Genomic DNA, 22,115 nt, shown 5'->3' on the forward strand with positions numbered 1-22,115 from the left:
TGATTTTTGCTATAATGAATAGAAATAAACCACAACCAAATTATTATTGGTAAACGCAAAATGCTATTCGTCTACAGTGAAAAAGGCGGCTATTTTCAACCCTATTCAAAGATCCCCAAGAAAATTGCCAAACGTTATTCGGAATTGGAAGTTCTTTTGTCGATCTTAAATGGAATGGCCAGCAGCAACAACAGCCAATACCATTTCTCATCATGGGAAGACGCACTTAAGGCCGCATGGAAAAAAGGGAAACAAAGTGGACTTATTGATTATATGTCCATGCATTATCATTACCATTATTCAAGACGGTTTGATAATTACACTGAAAGACGTGATCGGGTTTTATCTGAGTTTTTACATTCCAGAATAGGGTATCATCTCTGGGCTTCAAATCCACGAACTTATGAGTCTTTAAATGTTTCCCGGTCTAATGTACTAAATCATCGTTTCTTTAAAAAGGCCAAAGAAGCAGAAGTCGCTCAGCATTTTGAAATCACAGGTAAACTTGGAGAAAATAAAAACGAGCTGCAAACAGTCTATTCTCCTTTTATGACCTACTTATCCCCCAAAACATCACTGAATGATCAATTTAAAGCCCTCATGAAATTACATTCAGAGAATGCAGTGATGAATTGTGAGCAATTTGTAGCGTTTGCATTATGCTCTATTGGTTTAATTAAAGAAAAGCAGCTGGCAACCCTTTTTTCCGCCTGTGCTTTAGAAGACGATTTGGATACCTTCCATGTTGCTCTTGGTTTTGAAAACAGGCAATCTTTAAATTCAATTGAAGATTTTGAGAATCTTGAAGAGAGTCAAATCCTCTTTGAAGCTAACCCTGGAAAATCCATTTCAAATGACAACCGAGAAGTCAGTCATATGCTCATTTATAACAAAGCTGACAAACATATTTATGATTTAAGTTTTGGCAACACGAAAGAAGAATGGCGTGTCAAAAAGCAATCCATTAAAGAATATCTTGAAGATCTCACTAAACGAAAAAAAATTGTCGCGGGGACCCCACTCTCCAAGATAGAACTAGATAAAGGTATCGAATTATCTGAACAAAAAATACGAGAACATCAAGACAGAGAGATCGATTTAACGATTAAATCCCATCTATTTTAAATTGACCTGAACAGATAATGTAATTTTCTGATTTTCTAAAGCTACATCTTAAGCTCTGATGTGAGTGAATCTGTTTTTTGAATTCCGTCTATAATATCTATATGTAAACAAAATGATTAAATAAATGCCTAAAATTACTTTATCTAAATCAGAAGCAACCATCTTGGGAATTACTGAATCAGGTTGGTTTGAACTAATAAAGGATGCAGGTGTTCGTTATACCAAGATTTATGGCTGGAGTTCTAATCCATTACGCAGAGATGCTGCATCTGCATATCGACTATATGAAAATTCAAAAGATTTACAATCTTTATTATTATTAAAAGCACAATTTGATTTAAATTATAAAAATCAAATAGAACTTCTAATCGAACAAATTACTCCTTTTCTTCCAAAGTTTTCCAGCGAATTAAATTGCATTTTATGGTGTTCGTATTGTGAAATGAGAGGAGAACAGTTTGATATCCAATCTATCCAGGAATACTTTTCCGAAAGAAATAATAACCTGGTTACTATGTGTCAACTCAAAAATGTACCCCTGGAAGATTTTATCACCGCATTAGTTATGAAAAGCTCCTCCTCCAACCTTTCATTAGAAGAATTTTTACATAGTAGCGGTTATGAAGATCTACCTTATATATTAAATAAATTTCATGAGCAGATCGTATCTGGCATAAAACAGATTAATACAAAAATAAATAAGAAAGATCATAATTTATCCGCAAGTAAAAGAATAATTGTTGATACATTACAAGAAAATATCATGCGCTTTTATGAAGGGAGAGAATTAATCCCAATTGAAATGGTTATTATAAAACATAGCAAGGATGATAAAGGCTTTTACCCAGATCTTTCTTCAGTTATTAACAAAGCTGACAAACATTACTCCAGCGCTGAATTAAGAATGGTCTATAAATTAATGGAAGAAATTCCGGATAATGACATAAAACAAATCATGCGTGGCACCTTTTTCCTAAAAGAAATGACTGAAAAAAAATCAAGGAAGAACCTTTTTAAAACATTAGAAAATCCTTGGGATAGTCATGAATTGGTTGGCGGAGGTGTTTTTTGGAAAAAAAGACAACGAAAAGATAACAAAAATTCTTACGATAGCAGACCCAAAGAATCTATACCGAACTGGGTTAATGATTTAATAGCAATTAAGGAACAATACAAGGAAAAACATCAAGAAACAAAACAGCTCGACAAAAAACATTGATGGCATAATTCAGTGTTTCCTCATCCAAATTGTTTTTTTACATTTTAGATAGTTAGTTTAGTTTAGGTTATTTCAATTTTTTTGTGAGCCACAGGATCAAATCGTCATCAAGAGGAATATTGGCTCCAGGCTCAACTGATTTATACTGGTATGTTATACCAAGCCCATCAGGGATATATCCTTTCCTGATATATAGTTGCTGAGCATTTCCATAATCTTTATAAAGTCCAACACCAAGACCAACGCTATTATTCCGAGTACTTGCCTCATTCTCGGCTGTACACAATAACAGAGAGCCAATTCCTTTGTTCCGATAAGGAGGCAAGACATTTAAATCCATGATTTCCGGGATATTCCTGTCAAGAAAAGGAGCATAGAAAGAGTCCCATTTCAAGGTAACGTAGCCTGCGAGTTGTTCTTTGTATAGAGCAAGCCATATCAACCGTTCATTATTGGTTTGTTCCTGCCAATACTGTTCAAAAGTAGATTTTGGTTTAGGCCAATTATGTTTGGTGAACTCATTAACCAGAACGTCGATATCTTTTTTTGTGAAAGATCGAATTTTTATTGCTTCTTGCCCTTGATTTGATATAGCAGACTCTAAAGAATCTTTACGTAAAAAATAAAAAACTGAATTTTTCTGAAACCCTTGTCGTTCAAATTCAAGCTTAAATCCCAATTTTTGATAAAAGTCTAGTGCCTCCCAATCCATGGTGTTCACTGCAGCAAAAGTACAACCTTTTTCTTTGCCATAATGCAGTGCTGCCTCTATAAGCTTCGTACCCCAACCTTGATTTCTTATGTGATCATTGACCCAGAGCTGGTCGATATACAAACATCCATAGAGTGTGCTGCCATTACACCCCCCCATAATGAGATGATTTGGATCACGAATAAAAAAAGCAAAAAAATCCAGTGGCTGAAAACCTTTTTCCTGATTGGCATAAGTCATGATACCATCACCAATAACCTGAATATCATCAGGATGAGGGTTCTTTTCAAAAGATAATTGTAACTTCATGTTTGGTTTTACTCTGAAATAAAAATTCAAACCTCTGTCGATAGTCAATAAACCTTAGTTTAGTACTACTTACAGGACTTATTTGGATCTAAAGAGATCTCCATCACAGTAACCTGATGGCCTTTAAATTGATCCCCACCTATTTTTTGCCAACCGAGCTTTTCATAATAATCTGGAATTGTGGGATCAAATGCAAATAAGAAGAGTTTTGCAAAACCCAATTGTTCTGCTTTTTGTTTCGTGGCATCTATCAGCAATTGACCGATGCCTTGCTTTTGATAATCAGGGTCAACTACAAGGGAACCAAGCCAAGGCATCAAATCTGGGCGGATGCCATCATTTTCTCGCAAACTGCACATACCAACCGGTTTGTCTTCATATAGGGCAACTAAAGTTAATGGTATTTTATCGTCATTCAAATGATCAGCAAAGCGTTGTTCAACACGCTCAATGGAAACATCAGGGACCCAAATGCGACCTAAAACGTTATGCCAAATTTGAGCTAACCGTGGAATAGCATTTTGATGATTTTTAAGAAGATCAACTGTTATCATTTATTAACCCGGCCTATCCGGTTTGAATTCATTACTAGGGATTTTATCAAAAAATTTCTGTTATAAGGGAGAATTGACAAATAATTTATAGAATAGGAATACCTGGTATATTATATTCACCTTCATTAGATTAGGAATTTTGTGATGTCATCAAAGCAAAGTACCGTTAATTTCATCCTTGAGCAAATCAACGACGCCGGGACCGTTTTATCCAAAAAAATGTTTGGTGAATATGCAATCTATTGTAATGAAAAAGTAGTTGCTTTGGTTTGTGATGATCAGCTATTTGTCAAACCCACTCAAACTGGCAAAGCATTTATTGGAAATTATATTGAAGGATATCCATATACTGGAGCAAAACCCTATCTACTAATCTCAGGTGACCTGTGGGATGACAGTGAATGGTTAACTGAACTTATTAAAAGGACAGTCTCGGAATTACCATTACCACGAAAAAAAATAAGCAGAAATCAATCTCCACGCCTTGATAAAGGATAAAATGAATGTGCCTCGGATCTTCAAAGATCCAAGTATAAGGATCCGTTATTGTCAACGGATCCTATTCCTTTGTACAGAAAATTCCTGTAGGTCAATTATGATCAATGTCCTAATGAATCACTGCAAGTTAATTTGTAAGGAACTATTATTCACTCCAGTCTTGATCTCTTCTTTATTTGTAGCAAAAAAACTATATCGCTCTGGACGAACGTCTGCGCTTTTTACTAAGGACTCATCCAGTGGAACATTACCTGCTTCCTCTAATCGACTTACTTTTGCTGTAACTGGAACAGTTTCTTTATCTAGTGGCGCCTTAACCAGATAGTGATAAAGTGTTTTACTGCTTCCCTCATTGCTCAATACCTTGAGCGTACGTGTAACCGAAAATAATACATCAAACGGATTCATTTCTTCTCCGCCATCCCTAAAACCTAAGGTATAAGGGTATTTACCTGTGCTAACGCCTTCGCATTTAACAACTACCACCCCCCTTTCGCCTTTTTTTACTTTCTTACACTTAGACCATCTGCCACAGGCCATACCAGGGTCATCCCCAATTCTTCTTATAATTTCATTATTTGATAATAGCTTACTATCCGCGTCTTCGTGCAACTCTAAAACAAGCATCACACCATTGCGCCGAGTGCCTTTATTAAAATAATTTTGAGCATACTTGTAATCGAAAGCAAAAAAAGTTTCACCTTTTGCCAGAGTAGATTGTTCCTCAACGTCTTCATCGATTTTTTTACGCTTATTACAAAATATACCTGTTCCTTGATTTAAATTTTCAAGAATGACCAAATATTCTCCTTCACTCACAAAACGATACAAGAATCTGCTAGGTCTCCATGAATCAGACTCTACTGCGGCAAAAGAATTGTCATCAGACTCAACTGCTTCTTGCACATTACTGGAAAGTAATTGTTCCAACACCCTTATTCGTTCTTTACGGACAATATTTTCCTGCTTTTTTTTCTTTTTATTTTTGTTCGTCTTATTGGTGTTGGGGTCTCCGGTAAATTCAAGGTTGGATGAATAATCTGTAGGTTCAAGGTTAGAAACTAAATTATCAAAATATGGCAGCGGTATCTTTTTGTGATTTTTCTTGGGAGGCATCAATAATTCCTGGTTGTATTACAAAGTGCCCATAATTTAATCACAAAAATCTTGTTTTTTCCATTTAATATTTCATTCAAAAATAACCAGGACTTACAAAAAACACCATGGTCAAGGCAAAAAAGTTTTAAACGAGGGAGTTTAGACAAACTAAATGACCGGATTAGAAACTTTTTTAACGAAGATATTGGAATTTTTCATAAGTCCTGATAATAAATCAATCATAATATTAGATCAGAGCTATGTCCTGCGCCTTGGGCCTGAGAGATTGTAGAAGTATAAACACATTGAAAGGGAATGCAGGAGTATCACTCGACAACTTTTTCCTGGCATTCCACTTTGAGGTCTAATTAATGTGCCATTTTAATTTCACAATTATAAATGACGCTATCAATTGCGATAAAAACCCATTTAATCTATACCTTGGGATTTGTCTTAACCAACTTATCATCCAGTTGCTGCTCAAGTTCCTGAGATTTCTTAACGGCATCAGAAGGTTTTACAGCAAAAAAGCCTTGATGTTTAGAAGCCCCCAAGGTAACCACGTAGGCTACAGCAGTGGTAACCGCATTCACCAATTGTTTTGCAAGATTCGCTAAGTAATCACCCCATCCTAAATCTTTTTGCAGTATTGGGGTTGCTTCTCGAATGGCCTCTTTTGCCTTTTTGGCAAAAGATGTCAACTTTTCGTTGCTCGGCTCATGAAATGCCACAGCTTTATGATCTCGAAGAGTCTTTAATAAATCTAAGGCGATTTGTTTTGCAGGCTCATGATGAGTTCCAATGGAATCAATCTTATTTTCAAAATCTTTTAAAATAAGATCAATAGCATGAGATTGCTCTTGGTATATTGTTGCTCCGCGAACTTCCTCAGAAGTAGATTCTTGCTCAACTTCGACCTTGCCAACTTTTGGAACCTCAGACTCTGAACCGACTAACTTCTCTTTTTTTATTGCTTCTTGAGCTGCTGGAAGCCATGAAAGCCCGTCTTTTCTTTCTTGTTGTCGTTTTTCTACCTCAGATTGTAACTCACACCAGGCAGGGATATTATCCGAAGAGAAATTGGTCTTTTCAGTTATACAAGCATGATGTTGCAACACCCGCAATGGTTGAGACATTGGTTCAGCTAAAAATTCAAAATTCCGAGGCATAGATTTTCCAGATATCGCCTCTATCCAAGAGGATGATACGGCGCTAGGACCTGAAAACTCCATCACTAATGGTTTGTACATGTTACCTTGAAGCGATTTTAATAATTGTTGAATATTCTCTGGAGCCGTGGTTGGCGATTCAGAGCGTCGTTTTTCAATGTAACTTTGGATAATAGATGTGAGTAACTCTTGGTTTTGATGCTTAATCGCTTCTTGAATCACAGGAAGAAGCTCTTGTGACGCGAAGATTTTAGCAAAATTCTCCGCACCAAAAAAAGTAGCATATGTAAGAGCATCCTTATGAGCATTAGCAACCGCCGATCTCAAAGTGCATAAATCAAATTTACCAGCTGTCGTTTGATGAAGTAATTGATAACCAGGCGAGTTTCTTAAACGAACCAAATCTTCATGTTTACTTTCTTCAATAGTTTTGGCACAGTTTTCATAACGCGCAATAATATTTTTGGCAACTCCTTCTGTTACCTGACGACGAGCTTCGTGATCAGTACTATAAGCAATCATGTCTGTATTAAAGGCCGGGTTTTCCATAGCGGGTTGAGCACCTTGTTTCGTCAGTGCTGACCCCATATTAAGCAATACTGGAAAACCTGCTTGAACCTCAGCAGTCACTTTGTTATCTTTCATTGGCAAGTCAATATCAATATACGTACTGCTCTTACCAATTACCGACTCGACCCAACGGACCAAATCCGATGCAGCAGCAGGATTACCTCCTTTGCCATTTCTCATTGACTCGAGTTCATATTTGGCAAGAGTGAGCATTTGAGCATCTGTTTTGCTAACTGATTCCAAATCTATCGAATCAATATCAACTAATTCAACATTCTTTTCTTTTGCCCATTGTTGAAAATCAAGCTGTGCTTTTTCATTTAGGCACAAAGAGCTATAAACAATTCTGGTTTTGCCAGGCTGGTTAAGCTGTGCTGTTTTTTCTACTTGTGCTTTGACCTTTTCCGGCATGTAAAGCGCTGGATTATTGCTAAACCAGACAGAAAATACATCCGTCGTATCGAAGGTATACTTATCTTCACGACTAACATCTAACCCTAAAATATTGACATGTCCATTATCCGGATTTGAAAGCTCATCTTTTAATTCTGGAATAATTTGATCATTTAAAATTTGTAGCTGGGCTTCTGAGAATGGCAGATCTTTACCACCTCGAATCCTGTTATATAAATCTTCTTTTTGCTCTTTACCAAGCGCTTCTTCCAAGCGTCTTGCAAGCTGATCAAATATATACTCCCCTAACTTTTGAGCTTTCTTCACTGATCCCTTTTCTACAACCTCTTTTAATAGATCTGCTTTTAAATCCAGTAATTGTTTTCTAACTTTGGAAGAACCAACTGTCATGGCACCATATATTTGCACATCGGGCTTTTCTTCACCTGACTTCTTCTTTTCCTCTACGTGTTGAGGTTCAACAACATCTTCAGGAAACGGTGTATCCAATTCTTTATTTTTGCGAACCCAATCTAAAGCAACCTCTCTCCCAACTTTAAGATAAAGTGCAAATTTTGTTAAAAAAACATCATTTAAAAGTGTTTGCTCAGCAATTGCATTTTGTTCTTGAATTTCAATCAATGCCTCAGCTATCTCCTTAGCTTTTTGCTCATCTGTTTGACATTTTAATGCGATGTTTTCAATAAAAACTTTTTTTTGCTGCTCTTTCATAACTTTATCCTGGTTGATTAGAATCTTAATAGTTCTCTATACAACAGAGAAAAATACCAAATATATACAACATGGGTATAAATATAGCACATATATCTTAAGTAAAACTTAAGCTACAATTCTGAGTTTGAAGTCTCCGACATCAATAAATAGACCTCTTGCATAAGCTGTATATTTTGCTTTAGTGCAAGGCGTAAAGTTTCGGGGAGCGCGGAGTTTACATAGAGTTATGAGTGCCGAAGAAACCTTTAATGCCAATTCAGAGCAAATAAACCAAATCCGAGCCGCGACCATTAGGGAGCGGATGTGGATTGAAAGTAAGCACAGCCATATATAATACGCATGCTTTTAACAGTTAATTAATATTGACACTCTTGAACCCCATACTTCCTAATAGGAATATTTAATGAACTCTATTTCTAATCTATTATTCAAATTTGCAAACAGTTTTGATATCGAACTCGCATTAGTTTAGACATTTTGGAAAAATTTATTCCTTTTGCCACATTACTTCTTTTTAGGAGAGATGTTTTTTTCATCAAGCAAACCTTGATCTTTTTCATCCTCACCCAGTACCTTTTGTTTAAATGTATTTAAAGCCTTAGTTGAATCAGCTTGGTTAAACGTAAAAAAGGTGTTTTTAAATGCTTGACGATGTTCTGATTTTAGCAGGCCTTGGCCTGCAATCACCCCTACTGTCATGCCAATTGCCGCAAATAAACCAACGACTGCTTTAATAAGTATTTCAGCTACTCGATACAACCAGCCATGCCCCATTATTCTATCAGCATCCTTAACATTCTGTTCACAGATTTTACGAAAATTGATAAGACTCCTGCTAATCTGGGCTGAATCTGCGGCTGGACTCAATTGACTAAAAAATATTTTTTGAGCATCGAACAACGTTTTATAAAGATCCTCGCCCTTTTGACGAGAACGTGTACCAGACGATGAATGAGATTCCAATTTAGTCCTTAATTCATCTAAATTTTTGATAAATTCTTCTTGAATCTTCTTCTTATTCAATTCGAATTGGGTAAATTGTAAATAACTTTGATAAACCTCCTCATTATCGATAGTGATTTGGGCAGTAGTATAAGGAGGTGGTGTTTTTAACTTGATGCCAGTAATTGTCCCTTTATCAATTAGGTGAGGTTTAGCGTATGACAAGTAAGCCGAAAAATCCTGGAGTAATTTTTTTGCTTTATCCGCTTCTATATTAATGACAATAGGATGAAATGTTGGCTTTTGAGTTATTGGGGTAGTTGGTGTTCCAGACACAACATTCACATTAGAAGTATTTGCAAATTGTAAATAACTTTCATAAACCTCCTTTTCATCGATAGTGATATGAGCAATTTTATAGGGGTGCGGCGTTTTTAATTTAATGCCAATAATCGCCCCTTTATCAATTAGGTGAGGTTTGGCTCTTGATAAATAATTCGAAAAATCCTGCAACCATTTTTTCGCTTTATCCGCTTCTATATTAATGACAATAGGATGAAATGTTGGTTTTTTAACCATGGGGGTAACTGTCATCAGAGGTATTCGATTCAAATCAGGAGTAAAAGAAGGGTTTGCTTTTTTACTATAGGTATCTTGAATCGCATCAACAGTATTAATTTCGACCTTTACTCCTTCAATTTCTGCATGAGGTATTACGATTGATTGTATGCTATTACTATCTGAACCCACGCTAATGGAATGACGAGATATATTTAAATCGCCCAAACATAAACCGTCAAAATGGTTTAAATAATCTTGTGTTTCCTTTTGTGTACGGAAGTCTCCATGAATATTTGCGACAGGGATGCGTGTTCCATTCGCTGCAATGAGTTCATACACTGCAGCACGATTATGCAAATCTGGCCGTGCGTTTTTAGAAATTTTAAACAGATTGGGATTAAATAAAACAGATGTTCCAAAAGCATGTGTACCTGTTTTTAACCACTGCTCTTCCAAAGCATCAACATCAATAAGATTTGAACCGCCGACAAGACGTTTCAGTTTGCTCTTCAAAAATTTGAAATTTTGTGAATTTGGGTCAGGCAACTCTTGTAGCGCAAGTACTCCAACACCTTGTTGAAACATCTTAAAAATATATTCAGCCATTAACTCCATTTGTACTTTACCATCCGATGGCAAATTCTTTACGCCATTGATCTGAGCTGGAGGAGCCAATGCAGAACCTGGATGTAGTATATTGATCGTTCCTATAGCTCCCCATAGAGTGTTTTGAATGATGGGAGGATGATCAGTAATGGGTCTTGTTACAAGTCGACTACCATCCTGGAAAGTCATCGTAGGCACTTGTAAACCCAATCTATCCAGCGAGATATTGCTATTAGGCATTGTTTAACTCTCTAGAATAATCTTGATGAAAACTGATTTTATATTTTACATTCAACTCACAATATATACAATTATTTTATACTTAAATAGGTCAAGATACCAATTGTGATTATTTTTAGAGCAATGAAAATATATTTGACTATAATTCATATACCAAGAAATAAAAATGAGCACGGGCATGTTTCCACGTATTCGTTGTTACAATCAATACCCTGGGTTGTATCAGGATTTTGATGCGATGCGGGAAGATTTGGAGAGAATCAAAAAGATGGGCTTTAAGCAGGTTTGGGTAAACCCATTTTACACACCCTGCCAATATAACCCTATTCCTAATATGACTAATCGTATTCATAGTCCATATGCCATGCAAAATGAATCGATCTATCCCCGATATGCCAAGGACGATAGCAGTGTCAGGCAATATACTGGAAAAGCCAATGAGTTAGGATTAACACCAGTATTTGATTTAGTTGCAAGACACATAGCAGTTGATCATCGTTTTGTGAATGGTGATCAATTTTTTCTTGAAAAATACAACATCGATACTAAAAAATGGTTTAAGCGTCACCCCAATGGAAATTTGGTTATGCATAATATGGATGAAAATTACAAACCATTGACCGACAACCCCTGGTGTGATGTTGCAACATTTAACTATGATGATCCGGTTATTTGCGAACAAATCATCGAATATTATTGGAAACCCTTTATCCAGCATAATATCGAATATCTTGGTTTTCAGGGAATTCGTATCGACGCTCCGGCCATGGTGAATAACAAAGTATTGTCTCGTTTGACAGAAATCGCAAAGAAAGCCTGCCAGTGCAAATTTCAGCGTGATCCGCTTATTATTGCAGAAACTATCGGCAGGGGTTATATGGAGGAAAACCTTGCTTTGAAAGGTATCGTAACCCACACGATGAACAGTGTATTCTGGATGCCAGGCCCTGAGGGTGGGTATGGCTATCCATTTGATTTGTGGCATCAGGATGATAATTGGTTTACCAAAAATAAAGGACTGTTACAACAAGTTGGCCCAACGATTGGTTTTCCCGGGTCTCATGATGAGCCGAGATATGTTCAGCAACTAATTGATAAAGGCATCGAGGATAATGCTGTACTTGCAAAACGCATGCGCGAAAAGTTAGCTGTTACTGCATTTTGCTCTGATGGAGGCTGGATTTTACAGTATGGCGATGAATTCGGTGCCACAAAACCGGTTAATGTTTTTGATCCAACCCCTATTGAATATCATCAAGAAGACAATCTGCGACGATTTGATCTTTCTGGCTTTATATGTGAAGTCAACACAATCCTGGCCCAATTGCCCGAACCTCATTTCCCTGAATGGGCGCAACGCGTCTTTCTGCCAGATCATCCTGATTTGGTGACGTTTATTATTCACCAGGGTTGGGGTTATACAGAAACCTCTTTTGTTATTGTGGCGAATACCAATCCATCTGAAGAAGTAGTATTAACCGAAAAAGATCTTGGCGAGATAATGCTTGCCAACGGACGAAATGATACGGTGGAAAAACAGGTGAAACCTCAGACAATTTATTTATGTGGTTCGATTAACGCATCTTCCGAGTTGAAAAAAGAGAGCAATGTTATTAAATCCGGTTCATCCATGAGTGATAAATCTCCTTATTTTTTTAAGGACCATCAAGAAAAAAAATCGTCAAGTGAAAATCCAGTACCAGGAAACAACTTAAACCAATTCAAATAGCTTTCAGCCTTTAGGGGCTTCTTTCCGTCCTGATTTGTAAGAATCCATCTATATCAAAAATAATGCTAATATCAGCCACAACATTTTGCTCCCTTACCAATTCAGACACGAGTTTGATAAGGAAACAAAACGTATCAAGTGACCTTATATTTCCATGTATTTCAAGAAAATAATATGGTGTTTATAGTGAAGCAATTTTACCTAAGCTTTCATTCGTTTCTTCTTTTTGTTTAATGTTTTTCTTCATTTCTTGTTGAAAAAGCATCACATCAGTCAGAATAAAATTGCGTTTATTATACTTTGCATATTCTACATATCGCTGAGCAATATCTTTACATTTTTCAGGAGAATACCTTTCATCCCCATCCAGCCCTTTTTGGTACATCTGTCTAAGAGCACATGCTACTTTTGGACCAGTTTGCTTGCGTTCTCGAACATAAGGAGCTATTTCTCGAGGAAATGTTTTTGGGGTCGTATCAACTGATGTCGCAAGCAGAGTATGCTTGGAAAATTGACTCAACACCCCTTTTTGCGATGGTTTTGGAGCCTCTTCATCCCTGGTTAAACTTTCTGCTGATAACACGACATTTTTATTAGTTACTTCAGGACTTCGAGCATGGCTATACAATCCAAATTGAACCAATCCTGTACTGACTTTATTTTCAACCAACAAGGTAGGAACACATTCAAGAAAAGCAGAAAAAATGTGATTCAAAGACATTTTCAAAGACGGATCGGATGCTAATTTACATGTCGCTTTGCCTAAAAGTTGAAAGAAAAACTCGATTTCTTTCTCTTTCATTACAAGAGTTGACCCATTTTTAATAACATCAATTTGTTTCTTTAAATCGCCAATCCAGTCATTCACCAGGGAATATTTATCGACTCCGAGGGATTTACTACCACATTCTACCTCCATCTTTTCCAGTATTTCGTAAAATTTTCGCTCTTTGTCATTCAGTTTTGATATAAATATGGTCTCGGGAATTATAGAAGTCCAATGAAAGTTACCTTCATTATTTAGGATCATTTCTGGACTTCCAGCTTCATAAGAAGGACTTATACCATTTCTATGAATATGTAAAACTATTTCATTATCATAGACGACATCAATAGTTCCTTTATGATTACGCACCATACGTTCGCCCTGTATCGCACGATGTAAAACCATGAGCGTTTCTTCGGTACCCCAAACATACTCCTTTTGGAGATGATCCCGATATAAATTAAGATATTTCTCATCACTGGATAAAAAAAACTCCACCGTCTCATTTCTCAGAATATTATCTAAAATAGTCACTTGATAACGTTGGATTTCCTTTTCATCTAACTCCTGTTCTTTAAGCTCTAGTTTTTTATTTTCCCACTGACGGTTGAATTCTTCCAAGACACCAGGGGTTTTTGTTAAAATATACTCTTGAAGAGCATCCAGCATACCACTTACCTTGTATACCTCTGCCTCAGTATAATCTGGATTCGAAAAATTATTGTCAATCAGCTTCGACAAATCTGAACTATTTATCTCCAGTGATCGTTTGAACCCAAATTCCAATGCATAGTGGAGAGATGTAAATAATGGCGTATCTTTAGAAGAGGATTTAAACTCTATTTTGGTATGTTCTGCGGCCAAATCTCTGGTTGCCCTGCCAAGAATTGGTTCTATGATCGTTTTGATTTCTTCGCGCGTAAATTCCTGATCGACTTCCTTGGATAATAGTTTTTTTAAACGAGCCCGATCTTCTTCTCTTAGTTTTAATTTATTAAAAATATCATCTGTAAGTCCGATGCTATTTTTTGCCCGCAAATAATACATTAATGAAATACTGTATGCATAATACAAACAATTGCCTTTACCACTATTATCCACATGAAACATATTGACTCCTTTTTTGTAAATTCAAAATCCTTACAACGTTACAGCGTTAATAGTTTTGTTGGTTAGTTCTCCTCCTTGGTTTGTGTTTTAATATTTGAAAGGCTTATGAATTGTCTATTATTGATAGACGGGTATTTGGTTACGTCATTAGTCAAGTGAGTTGATTGTTTATCAAAAGCAGAAAAAATTCTTTTAAGGATCAGTTCGGAGTCATTAATTTTAATCGAGTGATTGTAGATATTCGCATCTTGCAGAGTGTCATTTTTTATGAATAAATCCCAACACATTGACACAACCTTAATCCCTTAGTTTTTATTTGGTATAAAATGCAATCTATACGATCAAAATGATTCATGCAATACTTTTATATCATTTTCCGATCAGTGAGTACGATTAATATTAGGTTAATATTTTCCATATAAATTATTTAGTTAATTCACACGAAAGGATTTGCTATAAAACTGGCCTTTAGCTATGGGTATTGACAGGGCTGTTACAGTATTGTATACATAATATACAAATTAATTTTTTGTGATTATTCATGTTCTACTCTACTACACAAAATCAGTTAAATAAAAAAGCAAGTCTTGTACAGACTTTTGCTTGCTTTTTTTATTTTAGCTTTTTTAACCCCGAGCTGGGTGGTAGGTAGAAGAAAATAACACTCCAACCCCCAGCTTAGTCTGGGGGTTTTTGATACCCGACATCCCCAGACCAATAAAAAACATGGGAGTTGGATGAAATCAAAATAGGAGTGTGAATGATGTGCCATCCGTCTCGAATTCATCATCCATCCATAGCGTTTGCCAGCTGTAGGAGGACACGATGAGTTATTCAGTCTTAAAAAAACTACCACCAATAGAAGAAATTATTGAGGAATTGCCATTACCTCATTCTGCCTATCAGCAAATTCTTCGTGACCGAGAAGAAATCAAAGCGATTTTGGAAGGTCGAGATAACCGTCTCTTGATGATAGTAGGCCCTTGTTCGGCCTGGCCTAAAAAAGCGGTTCTGGAATACGCTGAACGTTTAGTGAGACTAAACGATGAAGTAAAACACTCATTAAAATTAATCATGAGGGTGTACATTCAAAAGCCCAGAACCACCAAGGGCTGGACAGGACCTGTTAATCAACCCGATTTATTTTCAACCCCCGATATTGAAGCAGGAATAAAATATACTCGGGATATGATGATAAAAGTCATTGAAATGGGGCTTCCTATCGCTGATGAGGCCCTTTTCACTCATAATGCCAAGGGATTTCTTGAACTTCTATCATGGGTCGCTATTGGTGCGCGTAGCTCAGAGGATCAGGAACATCGAATTTTTGCCTCCGCCCTCGACTGTGCCGTAGGATTAAAAAACCCTACACATGGCTCACTGGCTATTGGAGTAAACAGCCTGGTTGCATCACAGCATCCTCATGTCGCTGTTTTCGATGGTTATGAAGTGCAAACCCATGGTAATCACCATGCTCATCTCGTTCTACGCGGTTCAAATCATACTCCCAATTACTCTATTTCTCACCTTGAGGAAGTGATGCATTACATGGGCTTGCATCAAATAATTAACCCTTCTGTCATTATTGATGTTAGTCATGATAATTGTCTGGTCGATGGGAAAAAAAATCATCAATTGCAGCCATCCATTGCTTTAAATGTTCTGGAAAATCTTAAAAATAGACCTGATTTAAAACAACTGGTCAAAGGATTCATGGTAGAAAGCTTCATAAAGGAAGGGAATCAAAAAGTAGACTCTATCAATCCTGAAAATCTTGATTTAAGTGGGCTATCCGTTACGGATCCTTGTTTAAGCTGGGAACAGACAGAGTCGTTTCTGTTGGAGTTAGCAGATCTGAGGTCTTTATGAAGAAAATCGTTAAAAAAGGAGAAGAAATTATGACTTCTCGCTTCGGTGTTTCAGGCGAAGCAGGCTCTTTTTCCGAAGAAGCTGCAATGCTCTATGCCGAGGAGAAAGGGCTCAATCCTGTTCTTGTTCATTTGCTGGATATGGAAGGTGTGCTGGCTGGCATTGAAAATGAAACCATCGATCTCGGTATATTGCCGGTCATGAATCTTTTGGGGGGATTGGTAAAACCGGCATTTCAGGCGATGGGGAAACATTTATTTATGCCCATTGATGAGTTTTGGCATGAAATTAATCAATGCCTACTGGTTAGGCCAGGTACCCAACTTCATGAAATTACGAGCATAGTATCGCACCCTCAGGGGCTTGCTCAATGTCGACAATTTCTATTGAAACAATTCAAGAATATTGAACAAATAGAATGGATTGATACAGCCAAAGCGGCACAGGATTTGGCACAAGGAGTATTACCGCCTTGCTCTGCTGTCATTGCCTCAGCTCGTTGTGCACCACTTTATGATTTGGAAATAAGAGCCAGAAATATTCAGGACAGCCATCCAAACAAAACGGCTTTTATATTGGTAAAAAAACATTGTGATAAAGACCTTGTCCAGTAAGGAGTTCCTCATGAGTACTATTGAAGAGCTAAGAAAACAAATTGAACAAACAGATGCTTACATCATTGAAAAACTGGCACAACGCCAAGAATTATCAAAACAAATCGGGGCGTTAAAATCGAAGGAAGGGAAAAAAATTGTAGATCGTCTGCGCGAAAAAAAATTGTTTGAATATTATGAGCATTTATCCAAAGAGTACCACTTACAACAGGAATTTGTTAATCGATTGTTCAAAATAATTATTTTAAATTCTAAAAAGGTCCAAAAATAATGAGCTATTCTGAAAAAAAGATTTTACCCAAGGATTCCGCAACCGTTGCTATTAATTCACTGGCTCAAGAGAAAATAAATGCCGGCATTAAAATTTATAATCTAAGCGCCGGGGAACCCAAGCTTCCGCCACATTCATCAATCATCACTGCAGTTACTCAAGCACTGGAACAAGGACATACCCTTTATCCTCCTGTATCGGGAGTTCCTGAACTAAGGTGTGTAGCGAGTGAATGGATGAATAAATCCTATGGTTGTTCATATAAAAATGCAAACTGTCTGGTCGTTAACGGCGGGAAATTTGGAATCTATTTACTCATGCAATTATTATTACAACCAAACGATGAAGTCATTATTCCTTCCCCGTATTGGGTCTCCTATCCTGCCATAACCAGTCTGTTTGGTGGTATACCCGTGATGGTTGAAACCAGAGAAACAGAAGGATGGAAGTTGACACCTCGTTCCCTCAGAAAAGCGTGTACAGCCAAAAGTAAAATACTGATTCTTAATAACGCCGCGAATCCGACAGGTGCTTTATATACGCAATCTGAACTGGCTAACCTGTTACAAGTTGCCAAGGATCATGATCTTTTAGTTATCGCGGATGAAGTATATAGCGCACTAACCTATGATGAGCATACTTACATATCCTGTGGTTCTTTCTCCGAATTTCAAGATCGCGTCATTATTATTCAAAGCTGTTCAAAAAACTTTTCCATGACTGGTTGGCGAGTTGGTTTTGTTTTCGCTCCTGAAACAATGATCCAACCATTAAGTGCATTAGTCAGTCAAAGTACCAGTGGAGTCACTACCATAAGTCAATGGGCAGCCATTGAGGCAATAAAAGAAATAAATCAGGTGAATGCCTGGGTCCAACAATGTATGCAAAAAAGAAGAGATTACGTCATCCATGCTTTATATGAATATTTAGGATTAAAGATAACACCACCCGCTTCGTCACTTTATGTTTTTCTTTCCCTGGATAATCTCGGCTTCAAAAATCAAAATTCCGAGAAATTTTGTAAACAAGCTTTGGAAGAAGCAAACGTTGCCCTGGTACCAGGAACCGCTTTTGGGAAGGAAGGTTATGTTCGATTGTCTTTTGGAGGAAGTGAAGACGATTTGAAATCAGGCATCCAGGCACTGGCGCAATGGTTACATCGCTGAGCCATCCCCATAAATGATGACTCTATAACGATTTGTCATTCCTGATAAATAACTAAATTTTTAGTCTGGGAATAACAAACCTCTGAGTTATGAAGAGCTGATGACAAAGATAATTTAATCTCTATAAGGTCAAACTGTTCGACAGTAAGATAAAAAACTATTATTTTACTTATCAAAACATCAGGATAAAGAGGAATTATGCTGAAAGAATACAATCATTTAATCTGTTACAAACAATTACCCATCGACAGCTATGGAAAACTCAATTTCTTTCTTGAAAAACACAGCACGAAAGAAGGAACATGGGGTAAACTCACTCTTAACGAAGGTGAAATTGATTTTATTTTCCAAGATGGTTTAGGCCATGAGCTTTCGCGTATACGGCTTGATAAAGACAATCAGCAATTATCTATTCCTCCGGCTTCGTGGCATAAAATCAATCCAATTGGCACCTATTTCAATGCTCAGCTTGAGTTTTATTGCAAACCTCATCGTTATTTTAATAAAAAATACAGTTTAGCTGAGGTACATAGTGATTTATTGCAGGTGTATCATACCTATTTGTGTCATTTGGGAGCATTAACCACACTGGATGTTGGTTGTGGCTCAGGAAGGAATATTTTGTATTTGGCGCAACTTGGGCATCCAGTTACTGGAGTTGATATCAATCAATTGGCATTAGAAAACATTCAAGCTATTGCCCAAAAAGAAAATCTGACTCAAGTCAATACCTTGCTACAGGATTTAAACCAACCTCAAACTTTTGCAAAAGATCATTATGATTTCATCTGTTCTACAGTTACCCTCCAATTTTTAAAGGCTGCACGTATCCCTGCATTATTGACCGAGCTTCAGGATGCAACCCGGAAAGGTGGCTATCATTTTCTGGTTTTTCCCGTTCAATCAGAACTGTATTCGCTCCCAGCCTCATTCACTTTTTTACCGAAACAAGAGGAGTTATATCATTTTTACCAGGACAGCGGCTGGTCCATACTGGAATATAAAGAATCAGTAGGGCATCTACACAAGAAAGATGAATTAGGAAGACCGATTCAAGGATTATTTGGTCTTTTGCTTGCCCAAAGAAATTTATAGGTATTTAATTTTTTTTTTGTATATTCCAGTATTCTCAGCAGCGAAAACAATTCATTAAATCATCCACAGATGGCATTACCTATTAATTTATTTAAAGAACATCAAACAAATTCATGACTTCTTTATCGTTATGGAGTTCTATGTATCTTACATCAGGGTAATTTTTTTTTAGTTCCTCTAATCCGGCAGAGACTCGATCCTCAAAATGCCACATGTATTTTAATAATGACCATCTCACCCTCTCTTGGCAATTATTAGCGCGATCATCGATATCAGCGTCTTTTTTGAATAATCGTTTCAATACTCGCCAATAGCAAAGAGGCCTTGAAAAATTAAAATACAAACATAAGTCTGCTTTTGAATAACGCACCTCAAAAGACTTGATGGCATTTCCATCAATAATCCATTGGTTTTGAGAAACTAAATCATGTTGATCCTTTAAAAAAGACTCATAATCTCGTTCTTTCCAGCCAGACTCAAAGAAGTATTTATCCAAGTGATAAACAGGAATATTCCATTTTTTGCCAAGAGTCACAGCAAAAGTCGATTTACCACTTCCCGGCCTGCCGATTATCATGATTTTCTTCTTAATTTTATTCATCGAAAAAATAATTGCATCTAATATCAAAACCGGGAATTATGAATTAATACAAAAACAATTACCCCGAAGGTCTCTATAAAAAAGGCACTGCTGCTCTCGACTGACACGGTTCCTTTTCAATCTCAGGTTTATCTGCTTGCTCCATATTCGCTTGCCAAAGAAAAATTCTACCGCCTTCAAGATGAGTTGAAAGACACTGATTCTCAGTGAACTCTTCCCAGGTCAAATAACAGGGATCTTCAAGCTGATAATCAGCTAAATTGGTTCCTGCAAGTAATTTCTTTTTAAATTGATCGCCATATAATAAACATTGGTATACAGAAATAAATTTTTGATAATCACGAAAAGTCAGATGTTCATAACTTTTACTTCTATAAGTGTAAAGAATTATAAGCAACTCGTTAACTGACCCTGTTGCTTCAATATCCAGTGTTATTGACTCCGCTCTATTTTTTTTATTGATTATAAGTTTCATTGGTGACCATTAACTAAAAATAAGCCAAGCCCATTAGTATATTTTAAATTACGAGAAATCCATATATAACCAGATTAAATTAAATAATCGATTGAATGATGCGAACTCTATCAAAACCGCCACATGACGCTATAAACAATTTGTAATATAAAACACCGAAGCAGGTATAACTGAATTTCGCTCTGATCCCTCAAAATTTGTCTCTTTGAAAATAATCTAAATAAATTAATTGGTGCTTACTTTTGGTTATTTTTTTGCGAGCAGATTGCGAATTTCAGTGAGCAATTGGATTTCTTGGGTTGGTGGTTCTGATTCAGCTTCTTTTTTTCTCTCAAATAGATTAATCAATTTGATAAGCAGGAAAATGGCGAACGCAACGAGAATAAAATCAATAGCACTCTGTAAAAAACTCCCCCACTTGATTTGAGCTTTCCCCACGGTAAAACTTAATCCAGCAATATTGATGCCCCCTACTAATAAACCAACACAAGGCATAATAATTCCATCTACTAAAGCGGTGACAATTTTATTAAAAGCAACCCCCATCACAACAGCAACGGCTAAATCAACCACGTTGCCCCGCATGGCAAATTCTTTGAATTCTGTCAGAAAACTCATCAGACATCCTTATCGATTAGGTTAAGCGATTAAAATGTATATTCGCAGAACATTTCCTGTTTTTCAATTGACACGTAGAGTAACGGTTATGCCCCAATATAAACTTTATTTTTAAACATGGTCTGTGAACGATTACAGGGCATTGAATTAACTCAAAATGGTATGATTTTGCCCTGATTACAGACTGTTATGATAAAAAATAGTTTTTAGATACAGGCGTTAAACTTACAAGAGTGTGCAACGTTGTTTTTTAGTATCTCTGTTATCATCATTATTATTTCTTTTTTTCTGTTGTTCAGACCATAGAGTAAAATCCTGTTGCTGCACTATCCTTTTTGAGATCATGCAACATTCTATAGCATCATAATCTCCAAAAGAATCAGACTCTGGTTGATAATTTTTTGGTTCAGAAAAATTCTGATTTTTAGGACGGTGTGTAATAAAACAGGCTGAAGCAATCTCTCTGCCTAATCTTTCTAACATTCCTTCCTCAATGATTATCCCACCCTTTCTAACCGTAGGAATATGTTTGCCTCCTACTCTGGCAATTACTAAAGTATCTTCATCGATTTTATGCAAAATTTGATTACAAAAGCTTTCATTACCCCGTTGTACTCTAATCAATGATTGCCCATAAAGATGGTAAGTCCAATAAAGACACTGATCAATATCTCTATACTCCCTGTGTCCTTGTTGCAAACCTAACTCACTTGAGCATTCAGTAATTTTTTTTATTGATTTAAGATTTTTAAAGGGATTGCTGTAATTATCTTCTAATCCATATACTTCGACATTATCTTCAATTAATGAAACCAAAGAAGGCTCAACGATCTTTAATTGGTTTAAAGAGTCAAGAGTATAAGGCCCTGAATGCTCTAATGCAGTTAAATTTTCATCGAAAAATACTATTTTTTTATTTATTTTCCCTTGCTTTTGCAGTTTTAAAATGCAATCCAGACAGTCCTCACTTGCAAATGAATAATGGTTTTCCCCTATCAGGATGCATTTTTTTCCTGTATTTATTTGTTCCAATAACCAATCTTCGAACTCCATTAGAGAACCTCAAAAAA

General features: G+C 36.6%; 19 protein-coding genes. 9 read left to right on the forward strand and 10 right to left on the reverse strand.

Annotation, left to right across the window (positions count from 1 at the left end):
• The first annotated feature begins 60 nt into the window (after positions 1–60).
• On the forward strand, positions 61–1,125 hold the full coding sequence (locus ACZ5EK_RS13390) for a hypothetical protein (RefSeq protein WP_464430170.1): 1,065 nt from the start codon (positions 61–63) through the stop codon (positions 1,123–1,125).
• A gap of 124 nt (positions 1,126–1,249) precedes the next feature.
• The gene (locus ACZ5EK_RS13395; RefSeq protein ID WP_464430171.1) at positions 1,250–2,344 is read left to right on the forward strand and encodes a hypothetical protein; all 1,095 of its coding nucleotides are present in this window, start codon (positions 1,250–1,252) and stop codon (positions 2,342–2,344) included.
• A 67-nt stretch (positions 2,345–2,411) separates the two neighbouring features.
• On the opposite strand, the gene ACZ5EK_RS13400 is transcribed toward ACZ5EK_RS13395, so the two are convergent.
• Together ACZ5EK_RS13400 and ACZ5EK_RS13405 are read right to left on the reverse strand one after the other, a co-directional pair.
• A complete protein-coding gene (locus ACZ5EK_RS13400) occupies positions 2,412–3,365 on the reverse strand; it encodes a GNAT family N-acetyltransferase (protein WP_464430172.1) in 954 nt (317 codons plus the stop codon).
• Positions 3,366–3,430: 65 nt separating this feature from the next.
• Positions 3,431–3,919: a GNAT family N-acetyltransferase gene (locus tag ACZ5EK_RS13405; RefSeq protein WP_464430173.1), complete on the reverse strand. Its 489-nt coding sequence runs from the start codon at positions 3,917–3,919 to the stop codon at positions 3,431–3,433.
• A gap of 144 nt (positions 3,920–4,063) precedes the next feature.
• On the opposite strand from ACZ5EK_RS13405, the gene ACZ5EK_RS13410 reads away from it, so the two are divergent.
• Positions 4,064–4,417, forward strand: a complete 354-nt coding sequence (locus ACZ5EK_RS13410; protein ID WP_464430174.1) for a TfoX/Sxy family protein — start codon at positions 4,064–4,066, stop codon at positions 4,415–4,417.
• 117 nt (positions 4,418–4,534) lie between these two features.
• Here the strand turns inward: ACZ5EK_RS13410 and ACZ5EK_RS13415 are convergent, their stop codons facing one another.
• From ACZ5EK_RS13415 to ACZ5EK_RS13425, 3 genes are all read right to left on the reverse strand, one after another.
• Complete coding sequence (locus ACZ5EK_RS13415; protein WP_464430175.1) at positions 4,535–5,533, reverse strand: hypothetical protein; 999 nt, start codon at positions 5,531–5,533, stop codon at positions 4,535–4,537.
• A 416-nt stretch (positions 5,534–5,949) separates the two neighbouring features.
• Complete coding sequence (locus tag ACZ5EK_RS13420; protein WP_464430177.1) at positions 5,950–8,379, reverse strand: glycosyltransferase family 88 protein; 2,430 nt, start codon at positions 8,377–8,379, stop codon at positions 5,950–5,952.
• A gap of 507 nt (positions 8,380–8,886) precedes the next feature.
• Complete coding sequence (locus tag ACZ5EK_RS13425; protein ID WP_464430178.1) at positions 8,887–10,731, reverse strand: hypothetical protein; 1,845 nt, start codon at positions 10,729–10,731, stop codon at positions 8,887–8,889.
• A gap of 178 nt (positions 10,732–10,909) precedes the next feature.
• Between ACZ5EK_RS13425 and ACZ5EK_RS13430 the strand changes: the two genes are divergently transcribed.
• On the forward strand, positions 10,910–12,460 hold the full coding sequence (locus ACZ5EK_RS13430) for an alpha-amylase family glycosyl hydrolase (protein WP_464430180.1): 1,551 nt from the start codon (positions 10,910–10,912) through the stop codon (positions 12,458–12,460).
• Between the two features lie 181 nt (positions 12,461–12,641).
• Here the strand turns inward: ACZ5EK_RS13430 and ACZ5EK_RS13435 are convergent, their stop codons facing one another.
• The gene (locus ACZ5EK_RS13435; protein ID WP_464430181.1) at positions 12,642–14,336 is read right to left on the reverse strand and encodes a hypothetical protein; all 1,695 of its coding nucleotides are present in this window, start codon (positions 14,334–14,336) and stop codon (positions 12,642–12,644) included.
• Between the two features lie 825 nt (positions 14,337–15,161).
• On the opposite strand from ACZ5EK_RS13435, the gene ACZ5EK_RS13440 reads away from it, so the two are divergent.
• The 5 genes from ACZ5EK_RS13440 to tehB all read left to right on the forward strand — a co-directional run bounded on the left by ACZ5EK_RS13440 (position 15,162) and on the right by tehB (position 19,351).
• Complete coding sequence (locus ACZ5EK_RS13440; protein WP_464430182.1) at positions 15,162–16,205, forward strand: 3-deoxy-7-phosphoheptulonate synthase; 1,044 nt, start codon at positions 15,162–15,164, stop codon at positions 16,203–16,205.
• Between the two features lie 29 nt (positions 16,206–16,234).
• Complete coding sequence (locus ACZ5EK_RS13445; protein WP_464432505.1) at positions 16,235–16,819, forward strand: prephenate dehydratase domain-containing protein; 585 nt, start codon at positions 16,235–16,237, stop codon at positions 16,817–16,819.
• 10 nt (positions 16,820–16,829) lie between these two features.
• Positions 16,830–17,090 (forward strand): chorismate mutase, encoded by a 261-nt coding sequence (locus ACZ5EK_RS13450; protein ID WP_464425173.1) that lies wholly within the window; start codon positions 16,830–16,832, stop codon positions 17,088–17,090.
• Positions 17,090–18,256: a pyridoxal phosphate-dependent aminotransferase gene (locus ACZ5EK_RS13455; RefSeq protein ID WP_464430183.1), complete on the forward strand. Its 1,167-nt coding sequence runs from the start codon at positions 17,090–17,092 to the stop codon at positions 18,254–18,256. The genes ACZ5EK_RS13450 and ACZ5EK_RS13455 overlap by 1 nt, the downstream gene beginning before the upstream one ends.
• 198 nt (positions 18,257–18,454) lie before the next feature.
• The gene (tehB, locus tag ACZ5EK_RS13460) at positions 18,455–19,351 is read left to right on the forward strand and encodes an SAM-dependent methyltransferase TehB (RefSeq protein ID WP_464430184.1); all 897 of its coding nucleotides are present in this window, start codon (positions 18,455–18,457) and stop codon (positions 19,349–19,351) included.
• Positions 19,352–19,442: 91 nt separating this feature from the next.
• Here the strand turns inward: tehB and ACZ5EK_RS13465 are convergent, their stop codons facing one another.
• The 4 genes from ACZ5EK_RS13465 to ACZ5EK_RS13480 all read right to left on the reverse strand — a co-directional run bounded on the left by ACZ5EK_RS13465 (position 19,443) and on the right by ACZ5EK_RS13480 (position 22,098).
• Positions 19,443–19,928, reverse strand: a complete 486-nt coding sequence (locus ACZ5EK_RS13465; RefSeq protein WP_464430185.1) for a P-loop NTPase family protein — start codon at positions 19,926–19,928, stop codon at positions 19,443–19,445.
• 97 nt (positions 19,929–20,025) lie between these two features.
• Positions 20,026–20,427, reverse strand: coding sequence for a hypothetical protein (locus ACZ5EK_RS13470; RefSeq protein ID WP_464430186.1), 402 nt, complete (start codon positions 20,425–20,427; stop codon positions 20,026–20,028).
• Positions 20,428–20,673: 246 nt separating this feature from the next.
• Positions 20,674–21,045, reverse strand: a complete 372-nt coding sequence (mscL, locus tag ACZ5EK_RS13475) for a large-conductance mechanosensitive channel protein MscL (RefSeq protein ID WP_464430187.1) — start codon at positions 21,043–21,045, stop codon at positions 20,674–20,676.
• 225 nt (positions 21,046–21,270) lie between these two features.
• Positions 21,271–22,098 carry a lpg2541 family Dot/Icm T4SS effector gene (locus tag ACZ5EK_RS13480; protein ID WP_464430188.1) on the reverse strand — a complete coding sequence of 276 codons (828 nt, stop codon included), beginning with the start codon at positions 22,096–22,098 and terminating at the stop codon, positions 21,271–21,273.
• Positions 22,099–22,115: the final 17 nt, after the last annotated feature.

This window comes from Legionella sp. JM-2024 (genome assembly GCF_055389095.1).